The 12,738-nt window shown below is 56.0% G+C and carries 15 protein-coding genes; 9 read left to right on the forward strand and 6 right to left on the reverse strand.

What is annotated here, in order from left to right:
* Positions 1-13: 13 nt before the first annotated feature.
* Both ACUW6V_RS01380 and ACUW6V_RS01385 read right to left on the reverse strand, forming a co-directional pair.
* Complete coding sequence (locus ACUW6V_RS01380) at positions 14-217, reverse strand: hypothetical protein (protein ID WP_004387320.1); 204 nt, start codon at positions 215-217, stop codon at positions 14-16.
* A 78-nt stretch (positions 218-295) separates the two neighbouring features.
* Positions 296-469 (reverse strand): GhoT/OrtT family toxin, encoded by a 174-nt coding sequence (locus ACUW6V_RS01385; RefSeq protein WP_004387319.1) that lies wholly within the window; start codon positions 467-469, stop codon positions 296-298.
* Positions 470-670: 201 nt separating this feature from the next.
* Here ACUW6V_RS01385 and ACUW6V_RS01390 point away from each other — a divergent pair, with 201 nt between their 5' ends.
* From ACUW6V_RS01390 to ACUW6V_RS01405, 4 genes are all read left to right on the forward strand, one after another.
* Entirely contained in the window at positions 671-994 is a 324-nt protein-coding gene (locus tag ACUW6V_RS01390; RefSeq protein WP_014728783.1) for a hypothetical protein, read from the forward strand.
* A 73-nt stretch (positions 995-1,067) separates the two neighbouring features.
* Positions 1,068-1,259, forward strand: coding sequence for a hypothetical protein (locus tag ACUW6V_RS01395; RefSeq protein ID WP_004387317.1), 192 nt, complete (start codon positions 1,068-1,070; stop codon positions 1,257-1,259).
* A gap of 201 nt (positions 1,260-1,460) precedes the next feature.
* The gene (locus tag ACUW6V_RS01400; protein WP_454037906.1) at positions 1,461-3,212 is read left to right on the forward strand and encodes an EAL domain-containing protein; all 1,752 of its coding nucleotides are present in this window, start codon (positions 1,461-1,463) and stop codon (positions 3,210-3,212) included.
* Positions 3,213-3,933: 721 nt separating this feature from the next.
* The gene (locus ACUW6V_RS01405) at positions 3,934-4,173 is read left to right on the forward strand and encodes a con-10 family general stress protein (protein WP_004387315.1); all 240 of its coding nucleotides are present in this window, start codon (positions 3,934-3,936) and stop codon (positions 4,171-4,173) included.
* 146 nt (positions 4,174-4,319) lie between these two features.
* Here the strand turns inward: ACUW6V_RS01405 and ACUW6V_RS01410 are convergent, their stop codons facing one another.
* Positions 4,320-4,574: a hypothetical protein gene (locus ACUW6V_RS01410; protein ID WP_004387314.1), complete on the reverse strand. Its 255-nt coding sequence runs from the start codon at positions 4,572-4,574 to the stop codon at positions 4,320-4,322.
* Between the two features lie 240 nt (positions 4,575-4,814).
* Here ACUW6V_RS01410 and ACUW6V_RS01415 point away from each other — a divergent pair, with 240 nt between their 5' ends.
* From ACUW6V_RS01415 to ACUW6V_RS01425, 3 genes are all read left to right on the forward strand, one after another.
* Positions 4,815-5,396, forward strand: coding sequence for a hypothetical protein (locus ACUW6V_RS01415; RefSeq protein WP_080818413.1), 582 nt, complete (start codon positions 4,815-4,817; stop codon positions 5,394-5,396).
* A 486-nt stretch (positions 5,397-5,882) separates the two neighbouring features.
* On the forward strand, positions 5,883-6,218 hold the full coding sequence (locus tag ACUW6V_RS01420) for an anti-adapter protein IraM (protein WP_170921726.1): 336 nt from the start codon (positions 5,883-5,885) through the stop codon (positions 6,216-6,218).
* A 117-nt stretch (positions 6,219-6,335) separates the two neighbouring features.
* Positions 6,336-6,776 (forward strand): lysozyme inhibitor LprI family protein, encoded by a 441-nt coding sequence (locus tag ACUW6V_RS01425; RefSeq protein ID WP_454037907.1) that lies wholly within the window; start codon positions 6,336-6,338, stop codon positions 6,774-6,776.
* A gap of 60 nt (positions 6,777-6,836) precedes the next feature.
* On the opposite strand, the gene ACUW6V_RS01430 is transcribed toward ACUW6V_RS01425, so the two are convergent.
* Positions 6,837-8,453, reverse strand: a complete 1,617-nt coding sequence (locus tag ACUW6V_RS01430; protein ID WP_012124640.1) for a peptide ABC transporter substrate-binding protein — start codon at positions 8,451-8,453, stop codon at positions 6,837-6,839.
* A gap of 244 nt (positions 8,454-8,697) precedes the next feature.
* Here ACUW6V_RS01430 and mpaA point away from each other — a divergent pair, with 244 nt between their 5' ends.
* The gene (mpaA, locus tag ACUW6V_RS01435) at positions 8,698-9,420 is read left to right on the forward strand and encodes a murein tripeptide amidase MpaA (protein WP_454037908.1); all 723 of its coding nucleotides are present in this window, start codon (positions 8,698-8,700) and stop codon (positions 9,418-9,420) included.
* Here mpaA and ycjG read toward each other — a convergent pair.
* A complete protein-coding gene (gene ycjG, locus ACUW6V_RS01440) occupies positions 9,402-10,400 on the reverse strand; it encodes an L-Ala-D/L-Glu epimerase (RefSeq protein ID WP_104658144.1) in 999 nt (332 codons plus the stop codon). The genes mpaA and ycjG overlap by 19 nt on opposite strands.
* A 136-nt stretch (positions 10,401-10,536) precedes the next feature.
* Between ycjG and tpx the strand changes: the two genes are divergently transcribed.
* A complete protein-coding gene (tpx, locus tag ACUW6V_RS01445; RefSeq protein ID WP_004387306.1) occupies positions 10,537-11,043 on the forward strand; it encodes a thiol peroxidase in 507 nt (168 codons plus the stop codon).
* A 51-nt stretch (positions 11,044-11,094) separates the two neighbouring features.
* Here the strand turns inward: tpx and tyrR are convergent, their stop codons facing one another.
* The gene (gene tyrR, locus ACUW6V_RS01450) at positions 11,095-12,657 is read right to left on the reverse strand and encodes a transcriptional regulator TyrR (protein WP_007868158.1); all 1,563 of its coding nucleotides are present in this window, start codon (positions 12,655-12,657) and stop codon (positions 11,095-11,097) included.
* Between the last annotated feature and the right edge of the window lie 81 nt (positions 12,658-12,738).

The raw sequence follows: 12,738 nt of genomic DNA on the forward strand, positions 1-12,738 counted from the left end.
TCGCCGCGTGCGCTCAACGGCTTTCCAGCGCGGCCTGAATGGCGTCCGCCAGTTCAGCCAGGTGGTGACGGGTATATTCGATATCTTTGGCAAGCTTATCGCGCCCTTCATAACCATTCGGGGCCGCCACAGAGGCTTTGATCAGTTCAAGGGCGGCGTTTACCGCCAGCAGGCGTTTTTCCGCATCGCTACGGGAGGGATAATTTTCAGGCAGCATAATTCGCTCCGGTGATTCAACTGGCTTTATGGTGATACATTGCGCAGGAATTTCAAGCCGAAGCGATGCCGTTGAGGATTAAAACAGCGCCACCAGCAGGGCGACAGGGAAACTCATCGGCCAGGTCGCGCCGATAAGCGTCGCGCAAAGCAGCTTAATGCTGGTTTTGTCTTTGGCGATAAAAAAGGTAATGAGCGCCGCGATTGCCGCCATGACGGCGTAAAACACGAGCATATGTTGATAGAGCGTCATGATTGCGTATCCATACTGAGAAGGCGGTCGCAATATGCGATTTTTTATGACGCAGATCAAGTGTCCGTACGGGCCGTCGCGCAGAAAAACTTGATCTGCTTCACTGTATCCCTGCTGTAAACATGGATGAATCAAATCTGCGCGCGATGTGTTAACGTCAGCCTACCCATAAATTTTACAACTCAGGGCCAGTCTGTCGCAATGAGAACCACGCGCGTTACGTTACGTCTTTCCCATGCCGTCAGCGACGTTATGCTCGATGACATCAAAGCCATTATTCCTGCCGATGCGCTACAGGTCTTTATTAATCAACTGGATGAAACTCAGTACGCCACGCTTGAGTGTATTCAGACGGAACAGAACTGTTCGCTTATTGCCTCAGCGATAGTGGTGTGGCGTCAGCTCGGCCATATCAAAAATCTGGTCTACCGCAACGGCGATGTGCTGCGCGATGTCTCCGACGCCAGTCAGTTTCAGCTCTTTACCATGCTGCGCGCGCCGCTGACGGTGCTTGCCGTTCGCTGATAGCTTTCAGAAAATTCTCAACTTCTCCCCTCGCCTGCCGATAACCTTCTGAAAATGGACGGGGAAGAACGTTATGCTGCCTGGAATACCCACGCTGGCGCTGGCCTTTATGGTCTGGCTGCTGATTTTTATCCCTTCTTACAAAATCGCCACGCGCGCGGGCTTCGGCTGGTCGATGGCGCTGTTACTGACGCTGCCGGGCCTGAATATCATCGCCTGGTGGTGTTTTGCCTGTATGAAGTGGCCAGCGCGCCGCTATTTCTGAGCCTGACGGCCGCAGGCGTTGTCAGCGTCTGCTGGAGGCTCCGCGAGGCTGCGCCGGTTTAACGCGTGGAGAAAACGCGCACATAGCGTTAAAGCTCCGCGTCCCCTTGCCGATGATGCAGATAACCCAACGCCCGCGTTGACCGTCAGAGCCCCGAGGCGTTAGCGCCCTAAAAGAAGCCGTGCTTGAAGGTAGCACCCTATGTTTAGCCACATCGACAGAAAAGATGCCAGACGCATGGCAGCCCTGGATATGCTCCGGGGAAAGCACGGACATCAGGACCCGGTTCTGCTGCAATTTGCAAGGCTTGCCAGCCTCGCGCTCGGCATTCCGGGCTGTTTTATCGCCGTGGTGGATAAAGCGGGCCTGCCCGTACATCTGGCACATCCTGAGCCGCTCCAGGTCGATGCGGCAGTCTTAACGCAGCCGTTATGCCCCCAAAATGAGCCGGTGTGGTGCAGCGATACCACACTTGACGCGCAGGCGCATCAGCACCCGCTGGTCATCGCCTCGCCTGACGTACGGTTCTACGCGCTGGCACCGCTGCGCACGCGTGACGGCAGCCTGACCGGCATTATCGGCATGACGGATACCGTGGCGCAGCCGTTTAACGACGAGCGCGCCCGCACGCTCTCGCTGATTGCCGGGCTGACCGGCGCCTGGCTTGAAACCTTAAACGCGGTCGGATTTTTAGATCCCGTCACCCGCCTGCCGAACCGTCAGAAACTGCTGGCCGATATGGAGCGGCTGTGTGAGAGCGGCAGTACTGAGCGCTACACGCTAATGATTTTCGACTGCATCGACATGCCGACCGCCTATGAACTGGCGCGCTCGCTTGGCATGCCGGCGCTTGAGACGCTACTTAACGATCTCGGCCCGTTACTGCGCATGAAGTTACGGCTGAAAAGCGACACCGTGCTCTATAACGTGGCGACAGGCCGCTTTGCGCTGCTTTTAAAAACGCGCAATCAAAAAGCCATTCGCCGCAACGCCGCGGTGCTGCCGCTGGTGAACGCGCGCATGCTGCAGGGCATCAATATCCGGCTCAATATCTTTGCAGGTGAAGTGGCCTGGCAGCCGGAGAAAACCACGCCCAATGAGGCGCTGCGTCGCGCCATCAGCGCCGTGCATGAAGCTATCTGGCTTAACAAGCGCCATATGGCCTTTGACGCTGAGCGCGATGAGAAGCGCAACGTTGATTTCCAGCTGCTGCACGATCTCAGTGAGAGCATCGCCAAAAACCGCGGACTCTATTTGATGTATCAGCCCAAAATCAAGCTCAGCACCAACCGGGCGGTCGGCGCGGAAGCGCTGCTCCGCTGGCGTCACCCGACCCGCGGCGATATCCCGCCGGGCGTGTTTATTCCGCTCGCGCAAAATACCAGCCTGATGGAAGAGATAACGCAATGGGTGATTGGCGCGGCGCTGCAACAGCTCCAGAAATGGCGCAAAGAGGGCGTCACCCTGCCGCTCTCAGTCAATATCAGCGTCAGCGATCTCTCCCGCCGCGGTTTTGCCGATGCGCTGGAAGAGCGCGTGCTGCGCGCCGGGCTTTCAACAAACGATATTCGTATTGAATGTCTGGAGACTGAAAAGGCGCTGGAGAGCGAAACCGCGCTCAGTGAAATGGATATGCTCAAACTGCGCGGCTTTAAGATCCTGCTGGACGACTTCGGCGCGGGTTACAGCAACATCAACTATCTGCGCCGCATCCCTATCGACATCATTAAGCTCGACCGCTCGCTCACCTCAAGCATCGCGCAGGAGCGCAGCAGTCAGATCATCGTGCGTAACGTTATCCAGATGCTTAAGGAGCTGGATTACGTGGTGCTTGCCGAAGGCGTGGAGGATGCTGAAACCGCCCGTCTGCTGCTGGAGTTTGGCTGTGATGAGGCGCAGGGCTATTTCTTCTCACGTCCGGTGGAGCCGGAATATATCGCGCAGTGGATATAATCGCCGTTGGAAATGGCGCGTAAAAGAGAAAATGACGGATACTGCAAGGTGTACAACGCCTTGCAAAATAACCACTGTAACTTCGTGGATTATTATTTTTACATGTTCAATTCATTAGAATGTGTATTAATAGACATTCTAAAAGCCGCATTACCGGTTATATGCATCAAAAAATGCCTGAACCGAAAAATAATGTTGTTACTATAAATTTCCCGTCTACGCTTATTTCATACCTCAGTATCCGCTGAGACACGCTTTGCCATCACCAGGGAACCGGGTTCAGGGATGAACCCCCATTTCTGCCGCACTGCCCTTGCCGCCCGTTCCGTCCTGTCACTTCCGCCCTGCCGTGCGCCGCCTGCGCATCGGTGTCTGCTGGCCTTGAGTGCACGTGAATCGTCTCCCTATAAATACGTCAAAATATGACGATCCCATTCATAATATTAATTATCTTACTTTCGAAACATTGTGATTATTATTTATACCACCGCTTCGTATTTTAATGACAAAATAAAATCAAGCGGACCGATGAAGCACCAAAAATATAAATACGAGAGTAGATAAAATTTCACTAAAATTCAGCCACTTTTCTGCATAACGTTATATTTTTCGCCTTCAAAACTTGCGGAATAAAATACCCTGACCTACAGTTATCAATACCTTTTCGATAGCAGTCACGCACTGCTGTAATAAGTACGACCAACAACATGAGGAGAATGATATGACTCAGCATCGTGGTGGTTCAGGTAATTTCGCAGAGGATCGTCAGCGCGCGTCTGAAGCAGGCCAGAAAGGCGGTCAGCACAGCAGCGGTAATTTTAAAAACGACCCGGAACGCGCATCTGAAGCAGGTCATAAAGGTGGCCAGCAGAGCGGGGGGAATTTTAAAAATGACCGTGAACGCGCCTCTGAAGCGGGGCGTAAAGGTGGCGAGCACAGCCACGGCGGCGGTCGCTCCTGATACAGCGGTTGACGCTAAACAGCGTGCCCGGAGAGGTCTAACAGGGCACCTGTGATGCATGAAACAGGAAGCATTAAATAGAGAAAGGAGAGCGTTATGCTCTCCTTTTTTACGTTTCTCGCCCGGCATCCCTGCCCGCTCTGGCGTCAGCGTTCACTGCTAAACACCAGCGTTTCCGGCGTTTCAGCGGTTAAAAAGACCTCCTGCGCTTCTCCGCTTGGCAAAACAAAAAAGAGACGTTCGCCCTGACGCAACCCGGCGAATGCGCTTATCTGCTGGGATTTATCGATCTCAAACGTTTTTATCGTCTCCCCGTTTACCGCACTGGGTTCACTCACGCTGTAGGTGGCGGTAAAATCCACCTCCGGGCGGTCTTTCAGATGCAACTGAACAGAAGGCATATCGACTCCCCAAGTGACTGTGATATGTCAAGTGTAGTCCACACCTGCTCTCTGCGGCGGCGTCGCTGGCCTGGCCATTGTGACTTCATTAATAAAATTAAAGCGATACGAAACGCGGCCGATAACTGATATGCATGAAAGCAGTAACCTGCGGCTGGCCCCAGCTACGCCACACCAGCCAACGATCACACCTGAAGCGAGGGTGCGTGCCATCGCGCTTACAGGCAAAGGGAGAGTGAGATGAAGCGGTCCGGCCTTCTGGCAGTCGTCGGGGCAGTGTTTTTGTTGCAAGGGTGTCATGCGGACAGCATTGACCAGGTGAAATCCCTCAGCGCGGGGGAGCAATCTCTCGGCCAGGCTTTTGAGTCACGTACCGACTGCGTGCAGGGCGCCTGGCGTAGCTTTGAAGATGCACGCGGACGTGATGTCGTGCTCTATTCCTGTAAACTCCCCGCGCCGGAACTCGCCAAACTGACCGACAAATTTCGCGCGCACAGTAATGAGATGGTCGAACAAAACACGACTTTACGCTGGCGCAAAGCGCATCGTGACGATGTGGCCCGCGTGATGAGTGAAATGAGCATTCGTGATGTAGAACTGCTGTATGTCTGGCGCATCAGCGACGGCGCTACGCCGCAACTTGCGGATGTGGAAGTTAAAACCGCCACCACCTTTTCGAGTTTCAGCTACAGCGTCAGCGAGCCTGAAAAATTTGTCGCGCTGGCTTACAGCGACACCCTTCCCGACCTCTGGCCGCAAAGTCTTTTTCCCGAACTGGATAAAAACGCGGGCCTGCTTTATCGCCAGTTAAGCGCACTTTGAATAACGGGCAGTCCGGTAGCGCCTGAGCCGTCATCAGGCGCATGGATGACTTTATGCTGCACCTGAAGCGCCTCGGGTGATCACTTTTTGATCAAACGAACACTATCCTTAAGTTAAATTTTTTTCACAATAGCGTTACACTAACAAAAATGAATTTCTATGCAGAATTTGACCAGTTGGTATGCAATTGATAACTCACTTCGGTTTTTCAGAAAGGCCATCCGAAATTCGCTTCTAATTTTAATTATTGCCACACTGAAACTATTTGCATATCAATTTGAATGACGCGTGACAATTACGCCATTAAATTATAAAGACGTGAAAAACAGCAATAATTGTTCAGCATATATGATGTTTCTTTACTCTCTCATTCACTCCCCGTCGTTTCCTCGCAAAAATTTACTTTTCACACGTTACAATTGAACTACCTGCATCATTAACCGATGCGCACGCCAATTAAGCACGTGAAATCATATGGAGAGTCGAATGAACTGGCGGGTGGTTGATTCAGTAGTAAGCACCGACACCAATTCTGTATTTACCTTAATTTCATCGCAACAATCTTTTAAACTTATTCTCTGGTATAAGGCGACGTTTTATTTATCATCTGGCGACACATTGTCTATTAATGGCGCATCCATTACCGTTAATAATCACCCCGTCGAGCTTACTCTGTACCGCACCACCGTTTATAACGCACGGTTCTGGCAAACTATCGTGAACAGTAATACGCATTGCGCGGGTAATCACCGGCAAAGCGTGGGCCGGTGTGGTTATCGCCGTAAATGCAAACTGCTTTATTGCCCGTTTCAAAAGCACTGACCAGTAAGGCATTTCGCATAGTATTTTCCTGTCAGGCATGGAAAAATACTCAACAAACACGCCGCCTGGTGACGACGTGACGCGTCTATATCTTCCCTCAGACTGGAATTCACTCTTGTGAAAAACCTGATAAATAGTGCGCTGCTGGTGCTGGCGTTAAATCCGCTGTGCGCGCTGGCCGTTGAGATCACACGTAGCGCGGCGGCGGAGGCCTGCTCTCAACAGGCGGGCGAAAACAGCGGTGAGTGTCTCGAAGCGGCGGGACTGACCTCAGATAATGCCCTTAAGCAGGCGTTTAATGCCAAAGTCACGGAGCTGCAAAACTTCGACTATACCCGCTGGCCGCAGGGCGATGAGGCACGGCGCACCCAGATGGTCGAGGCGTTAAAGATAAGTCAGCAGCAGTGGACGGACGCCAGAGACGCGTTCTGTACGGCAGCAAGCGCCTCGGCCGCGGGTACGCCCTGGCTTGCCGCCCATGCGTTAAGCTGCGTCATCAATATGAACCAGCGCCGCGTGGAGGAGCTCGCGCTCATTCATCCTGAAGCGGAAAAATAACAGCGGACAGAGGCAGAAAATGTGTCCGGCGTCTGCCACAATGGAGACGCCGGACATGCGTTAATGCTTAAGGATATACATGGTGCGGCTGTAGGCCACATCTTCCGGGTTATTAATTGGATAACCTTTCAGCCACGGTTTAATTAATCGGCCATTGGTGTACTGATAAATCGGCGCAATCGGTGCCTGCGTTGAGATAATTCTCTCGGCGTTATTGTAATCGTCATTGCGCGCTTTCGCCGAATTCTCCTGCGCGGCCTGTTGCAAGACTTTGTCGTAATCCGGGTTTTTAAAGCGCGAAATATTCCCGCTGTGCGTGGAAGTCAGCAGCGAAAGAAACGTGGACGGCTCGTTATAATCCCCCACCCAGGACGCGCGGATCACATCGAAATTCCCGGTATTACGGCTGTCGATATAGGTTTTCCACTCCTGATTTTTCAGCTTCACGTCCACGCCCAGATTCTTTTTCCACATCGAGGCCACGGCGATGGCGATTTTCTGGTGGTTTTCAGAGGTGTTATAGAGCAGCGTCAGGTTAAGCGGACGCGCCGGGCCGTAACCTGCGGCCTGAAGCAGCGTTTTCGCCTGCGCGTTTAACTCCTGCTGGCTCATCTGTTCCCACTCTGACGGCGCGGGCGTAAAGCCTGCGGTCACGTCCGGCGTAAAACGCCAGGCCGGTTTCTCGCCGGTGCCGAGCACTTTTTCAGCCATCAGTCGACGGTCGATGGTCATGCTGAGCGCCAGACGCACGCGCGGGTCCGCCGTCGGGCCTTTCTGCGTGTTAAACGCATAGTAATAGGTGCCAAGCTGCGGCGGCGTAAAGACCTGGTCCGGGATCTCTTTTTTCAGCTTCTGATAGAGGTTTTTCGGGAAGGATTCGGTGATGTCGATATCATTCGCGAGATAGCGCTTGGTGGCGGCAGATTCCTGATTGACCGGTAAAAACGTCACCTGCGTCAGCACCGTTTTCGCGTTATCCCAGTAGTGGGTATTGGGCGTCAGCACCAGCTTTTCGTTGACTACGCGGTCTTTAAGTACGAACGCGCCGTTGCCGACCAGCTTACCGGGGCGCGTCCAGTCGCCGCCCTGCTCCACATTCGCTTTTTGCACCGGATAGAGCGCCGCGTTGGCGGCAAGCGACGGGAACCACGGCAGCGGTTTATCGAGCGTGACCTTCAGCGTATGCGCATCCGGCGCGCTCACGCCAAGCTGCGCGGGTGCCTGTTTACCGTCGATAATCGCCTGCGCGTTCTCAATACCCGCCAGCGCGAAGAACCAGGCGAACGGCGAGGTGGTTTTCGGGTCGACCATGCGCTGCCAGCTGTAGACGAAATCCTGGGCCGTCACCGGCGTACCGTCAGACCATTTCGCGTTGTCGCGAAGCGTAAACGTCCAGATGCGGTTGTCGTTGGTTTGCCACTGCGTGGCCACACCCGGCACCAGCTCGCCGTTGTCGTTCTGGTTCACCAGCCCTTCAAAGAGATCGCGCAGCACCTGGATCTCCGGCAGCCCCACCGCTTTCGCCGGATCCAGCGAGGCGGGTTCGTCTTTCAGGTGGCGTACCAGCGTCTGGCGTTCGGCAAGCGCCGTGCCGGGCGGCACGTCGGCGGCAAACGCGCCGGTCAGCGCGCTCGCGACCCATAATGCGCTCAGGGTAAAGCTTACAGGAATTTTCATGAGGTCCTCGTTCTCGTGGTCCCGCGCCGAACCGCTCTCTCCGGGCGCTGTCGGGGAATTATTTGTTGGATGAATATAAATTGCAAACCACAGACCGCGATTTTGCGCGCTCACCCCGCGTCAGATCAAAGCGTTAAAGCCTGTACGCTTAAATAACGCGCAATGGGCAAACCACCGTCAGGCTGTTGAATTTCGGTCAAATGTCGTCAACACTCCTGTTATCACCTTTTGATGGCGACACACTATGAACACGCTGACTCCGCTTCGACCGCGCGCCCGGCGCGGCGCTTTACCTGACGATGCCAGGCGTTATGGCGAATCGGCGCTCGGCGCGCCGCTGCTCTGGTTCCCGGCAACCGAAGCGCAGCACGCGCCGGGCCTTATCATCGCCGGCACGCACGGTGATGAAAACGCGGCGCTGGTGACGCTCTCCTGCGCGCTGCGCACGCTGGAGCCCGCGCACCGGCGGCATCACGTGGTGCTGGCGGTCAATCCGGACGGCTGTCAGCTCGGCCTGCGCGCCAATGCCCGCGGGGTCGATCTCAACCGCAATTTTCCGGCGGCCAACTGGCAGCCGGGCGAAACGGTTTATCGCTGGAACAGTGCGGCCGAGGCGCGCGACGTGACCCTTTCCACCGGCGAAAAGCCGGGCTCGGAGCCGGAAACCGCCGCGCTGTGCCAGTTAATTCATCAATTAAAGCCCGCCTGGGTGGTGTCGTTTCACGACCCGTTAGGCTGTATAGAAGATCCTCAGCAGACGCCGCTGGGCCACTGGCTCGCAGACGCGTTTGGCCTGCCGCACGTCACCAGCGTCGGTTATGAAACGCCGGGTTCGTTTGGCAGCTGGTGCGCGGATCTGGGCTTAACCTGTATCACCGCCGAGTTTCCGGCCATCTCCGCCGACGACGCCACCGAGCGTTATCTGGCGGCGATGACCGCATTGCTGCACTACGACGATGAAAGCTGAGGCCCGACGTCAGAATGTAGATAGAGCTGACCGGGCGTAAAGCGTAAGGGAGGCTCGACATCCACCGCAAGCCAGGTCGGGCCGTCGAGATCGGTAAAGCGCATTTGTGGGATCAGCGGCAGCGCGGCACCGATGGCACGCGAGGTGCAGAGCATACAGCCGAGCATCAGCCCGAATCCTTCCTCCGTCGCCTGACGCGCGAGCGCCAGCGCCTCCGTCAGACCGCCGGTTTTATCGAGCTTAATGTTGATCATCTCGTAGCGCCCGGCGAGCGTCTTCAGGCTGCTGCGCGTGTGGCAGCTTTCATCGGCACAGATGGGCAGCGGATGAATAAAGTTTTCCAGCGCGCGGTCATCGGACGCCGGTAGCGGCTGCTCCAGCATCTGCACGCCGAGATCCGCCAGCAGCTGACAGCGCGCCGCCAGCCCTTCCGCATGCCAGGATTCGTTGGCATCGACAATCAGCGTCGCCTCCGGCACCGCGCCGCGAATGGCGACCATCCGCTCGGTAATAAAGGTGTCGTCGAGTTTGATTTTCAAAAGCCGCGCGCCCTTCTCCCACAGCAGCGCGGCGTTGCTCGCCATCTGTTCCGGCGCGCCCAGCACCACCGTCTGGGCGGTGGTGTGCTGCTCCGGCAGCGTGACCTGTAAATACGCTTCCAGCGTGTCGCCCGCGCGGCGCGCGTCGAGATCCCAGAGCGCGCAGTCGACAGCGTTGCGCGCGGCACCCGCGGGCAGTAATTTCTGTAGCCCGGCCCGATCCAGCCCCGCTTCGAGCTGCGGCACCACAGTCATGATTTGCGCCATCACCGAGGCTGCGCTCTCGCCGTAGCGCGGATACGGCGTACATTCGCCCACCGCCCTCACGCCGTCCTCTTCCAGCTCCACCACAACCACCACCGCTTCGTTGCGGCTGCCGCGGGCAATCACAAACGGCGAATGGAGCGGCCAGGCTTCCTGATACACTTTTACGCTTCTCATTATTTTCCTCGCAACGGGCTTTGCCTCAGTATAGCGACTGGAAAGTTAGCCTGCTGGGACAGTTTTTTATATTCATCCCCCGCGGGATCACATACACTAGCGGCGACGTTAACTATATGTAAACAGGAAGATAACTATGTCACAAATCGTCTATTTCCAGGGCAATCCGGTTTCCGTAGTGGGTCAGATCCCGCAGGCAGGCAGCAAAGCGGCGCCGTTCAGCCTGGTGGCAAAAGATCTGTCTGACGTTTCACTGAGCCAGTTTGCCGGTAAGCGTAAAGTACTGAACATTTTCCCGAGCATCGACACCGGCGTTTGCGCCGCGTCCGTGCGCAAATTTAACCAGCTGGCAACCGGCATGGAAAACACCGTTGTACTGTGCGTTTCCGCCGACCTGCCGTTTGCGCAGTCCCGCTTCTGCGGCGCGGAAGGCCTGAGCAATGTCATCACGCTCTCTACGCTGCGTAACCCGGAATTTGCCAAAGAATATGGCGTGGGCATTGAAGAAGGCGCGCTGAAAGGCCTGACCGCTCGCGCGGTGCTGGTCCTGAATGAGAACGATGAAATCGTATTTAGCGAGCTGGTGAATGAAATCACCCACGAGCCGAACTACGACGCGGCGCTTAACGCACTGAAAGCGTAAATTGCCCGATAAAAAAAGCCTCCGCATGCGGAGGCTTTTTTGTTGGCGGCGTTACTCTTCGCCCTTACGCTGGCTTAAGCCATATTCGCGAAGCTTATTCGCAATTGCCGTATGCGAGACGCCAAGCCGTTTCGCGAGCTTACGGGTACTCGGATAGCTGCGATAAAGCTGCGTCAGTACCGAGCGCTCGAAACGACGGGTGATGTCGTCAAGCGAGCCTTCCATCGCCTCTTCGCCTACCGGCAGCGCGGCAGCGTCGAAATCCGGCAGCAGGATATCCTGCGGGCGCAGTTCATAGCCTTCAAGCTGCGTGAGCGCGCGGTAGATCGCGTTTTTCAACTGGCGCACGTTGCCCGGCCAGCCGTAGCGGGTCAGCACCTGGCCGAGATCGCCTGCCAGTTTCGGGCGCGGCACGCCCTGTTCATCGGCGAAGCGCGCCACGAACATCTCCGTGAGCGGCATGATGTCCTGAGGGCGGTCGCGCAGCGGCGGCAGATTCAGCGTCAGCACGTTGAGGCGATAGTAAAGATCTTCGCGAAACGCCCCTTTTTGCACCAGCTCCACGAGATTTTTTTGCGTCGCGCAGATCACGCGCACATCCACATGCACTTCGTGCTCTTCGCCCACCCGACGGAACGTGCCGTCATTGAGAAAGCGCAGCAGCTTGGCCTGCATACGCGGCGACATCTCGCCGATTTCATCGAGCAGCACCGAGCCGCCGTTGGCCTGTTCGAAGAAGCCTTTTTTCCCTTCATGGGCATTGGCGTAAGCGCCCGGCGCGTGACCGAACAGCTCGCTCTCCACCACATCTTCCGGTATAGACGCGCAGTTCAGCGCCAGATAAGGCTTATCGGCGCGCGGGCTTGCCAGATGGCAGGCATGCGCCAGCAAATCTTTACCGGTGCCGGTGTCGCCGGTGATAAGCAGAGGCGCGTTCAGCATCGCCAGTTTGCGCGCCTGATCCACTACCTGTTTCATGCGCGGACTGACCGCGATGATATGGCTGAACGCATGGAGATCGAGGCTGGTCAGATTCTGCAACTGGCGGCCCATACGCACGGTTGAGCGCAGCATCGCGACCGCGCCAGTCAGCACGCTGGTGCCGCTCTCTTCTTCCAGATGTACCGGTGTGATTTCCAGTACAAAATCCTGGCCGTTAATCACCACGTGTTCGGTGTGTGATTCCACCGGGCTGCTCTCCAGCCAGCGCTGAAAGTTAAAACCGCTGATAAGGCTCGCAGCGTTATGGTTGCGCAGGCGCGCCTCGTTCTGGCCGAACAGCGCGCAGCTCGCCGGGTTCGCCAGCTCGATTTTGCATTTCATATCCACCGAAAACACCGGTTCCGGCAGCGCCTCCAGCAACGCGCTCAGCGAGCGGTGCTCGCGCTCGGAGGGCATCCACGGCACGGTACGCACATCGGTAACGCCGGGAATACGGCGGATCTCCGCCATCAGGCTGCTGAAGGCGTTAAATTCCAGCGTGGAAAAATTGAGATAAATTCGCCCGACAGGGTCAATTTCGATGCCGCGTAAATCGATACTGCGCAGCACCAGGAGATCGAGCAACTCACGGGTCAGACCGAGGCGGTCCTCACAAAACACTTCAAGACGCATGGCAGCACCTTCACGCATTGATCCAACGAATGGCGAGATAATACTTCAGTTGCCGCTACCGGGGGAGTGCTCTGTCAACAA

Source organism: Cronobacter sp. 153480017-3, assembly GCF_053627815.1.

What these genes read in the sequence shown, in the direction of transcription:
- ACUW6V_RS01420 (WP_170921726.1), top strand. Translation starts at nt 5,883, where the DNA reads ATGAACTGGCGGGTGGTTGATTCAGTAGTAAGCACCGACACCAATTCT.
- tpx (WP_004387306.1), top strand. Translation starts at nt 10,537, where the DNA reads ATGTCACAAATCGTCTATTTCCAGGGCAATCCGGTTTCCGTAGTGGGT.
- ACUW6V_RS01405 (WP_004387315.1), top strand. Translation starts at nt 3,934, where the DNA reads ATGACTCAGCATCGTGGTGGTTCAGGTAATTTCGCAGAGGATCGTCAG.
- ACUW6V_RS01385 (WP_004387319.1), bottom strand. Translation starts at nt 469, where the DNA reads ATGACGCTCTATCAACATATGCTCGTGTTTTACGCCGTCATGGCGGCA.
- ACUW6V_RS01430 (WP_012124640.1), bottom strand. Translation starts at nt 8,453, where the DNA reads ATGAAAATTCCTGTAAGCTTTACCCTGAGCGCATTATGGGTCGCGAGC.
- ACUW6V_RS01390 (WP_014728783.1), top strand. Translation starts at nt 671, where the DNA reads ATGAGAACCACGCGCGTTACGTTACGTCTTTCCCATGCCGTCAGCGAC.
- mpaA (WP_454037908.1), top strand. Translation starts at nt 8,698, where the DNA reads ATGAACACGCTGACTCCGCTTCGACCGCGCGCCCGGCGCGGCGCTTTA.
- ACUW6V_RS01380 (WP_004387320.1), bottom strand. Translation starts at nt 217, where the DNA reads ATGCTGCCTGAAAATTATCCCTCCCGTAGCGATGCGGAAAAACGCCTG.
- ACUW6V_RS01410 (WP_004387314.1), bottom strand. Translation starts at nt 4,574, where the DNA reads ATGCCTTCTGTTCAGTTGCATCTGAAAGACCGCCCGGAGGTGGATTTT.
- ACUW6V_RS01415 (WP_080818413.1), top strand. Translation starts at nt 4,815, where the DNA reads ATGAAGCGGTCCGGCCTTCTGGCAGTCGTCGGGGCAGTGTTTTTGTTG.
- ycjG (WP_104658144.1), bottom strand. Translation starts at nt 10,400, where the DNA reads ATGAGAAGCGTAAAAGTGTATCAGGAAGCCTGGCCGCTCCATTCGCCG.
- ACUW6V_RS01400 (WP_454037906.1), top strand. Translation starts at nt 1,461, where the DNA reads ATGTTTAGCCACATCGACAGAAAAGATGCCAGACGCATGGCAGCCCTG.
- ACUW6V_RS01395 (WP_004387317.1), top strand. Translation starts at nt 1,068, where the DNA reads ATGCTGCCTGGAATACCCACGCTGGCGCTGGCCTTTATGGTCTGGCTG.
- tyrR (WP_007868158.1), bottom strand. Translation starts at nt 12,657, where the DNA reads ATGCGTCTTGAAGTGTTTTGTGAGGACCGCCTCGGTCTGACCCGTGAG.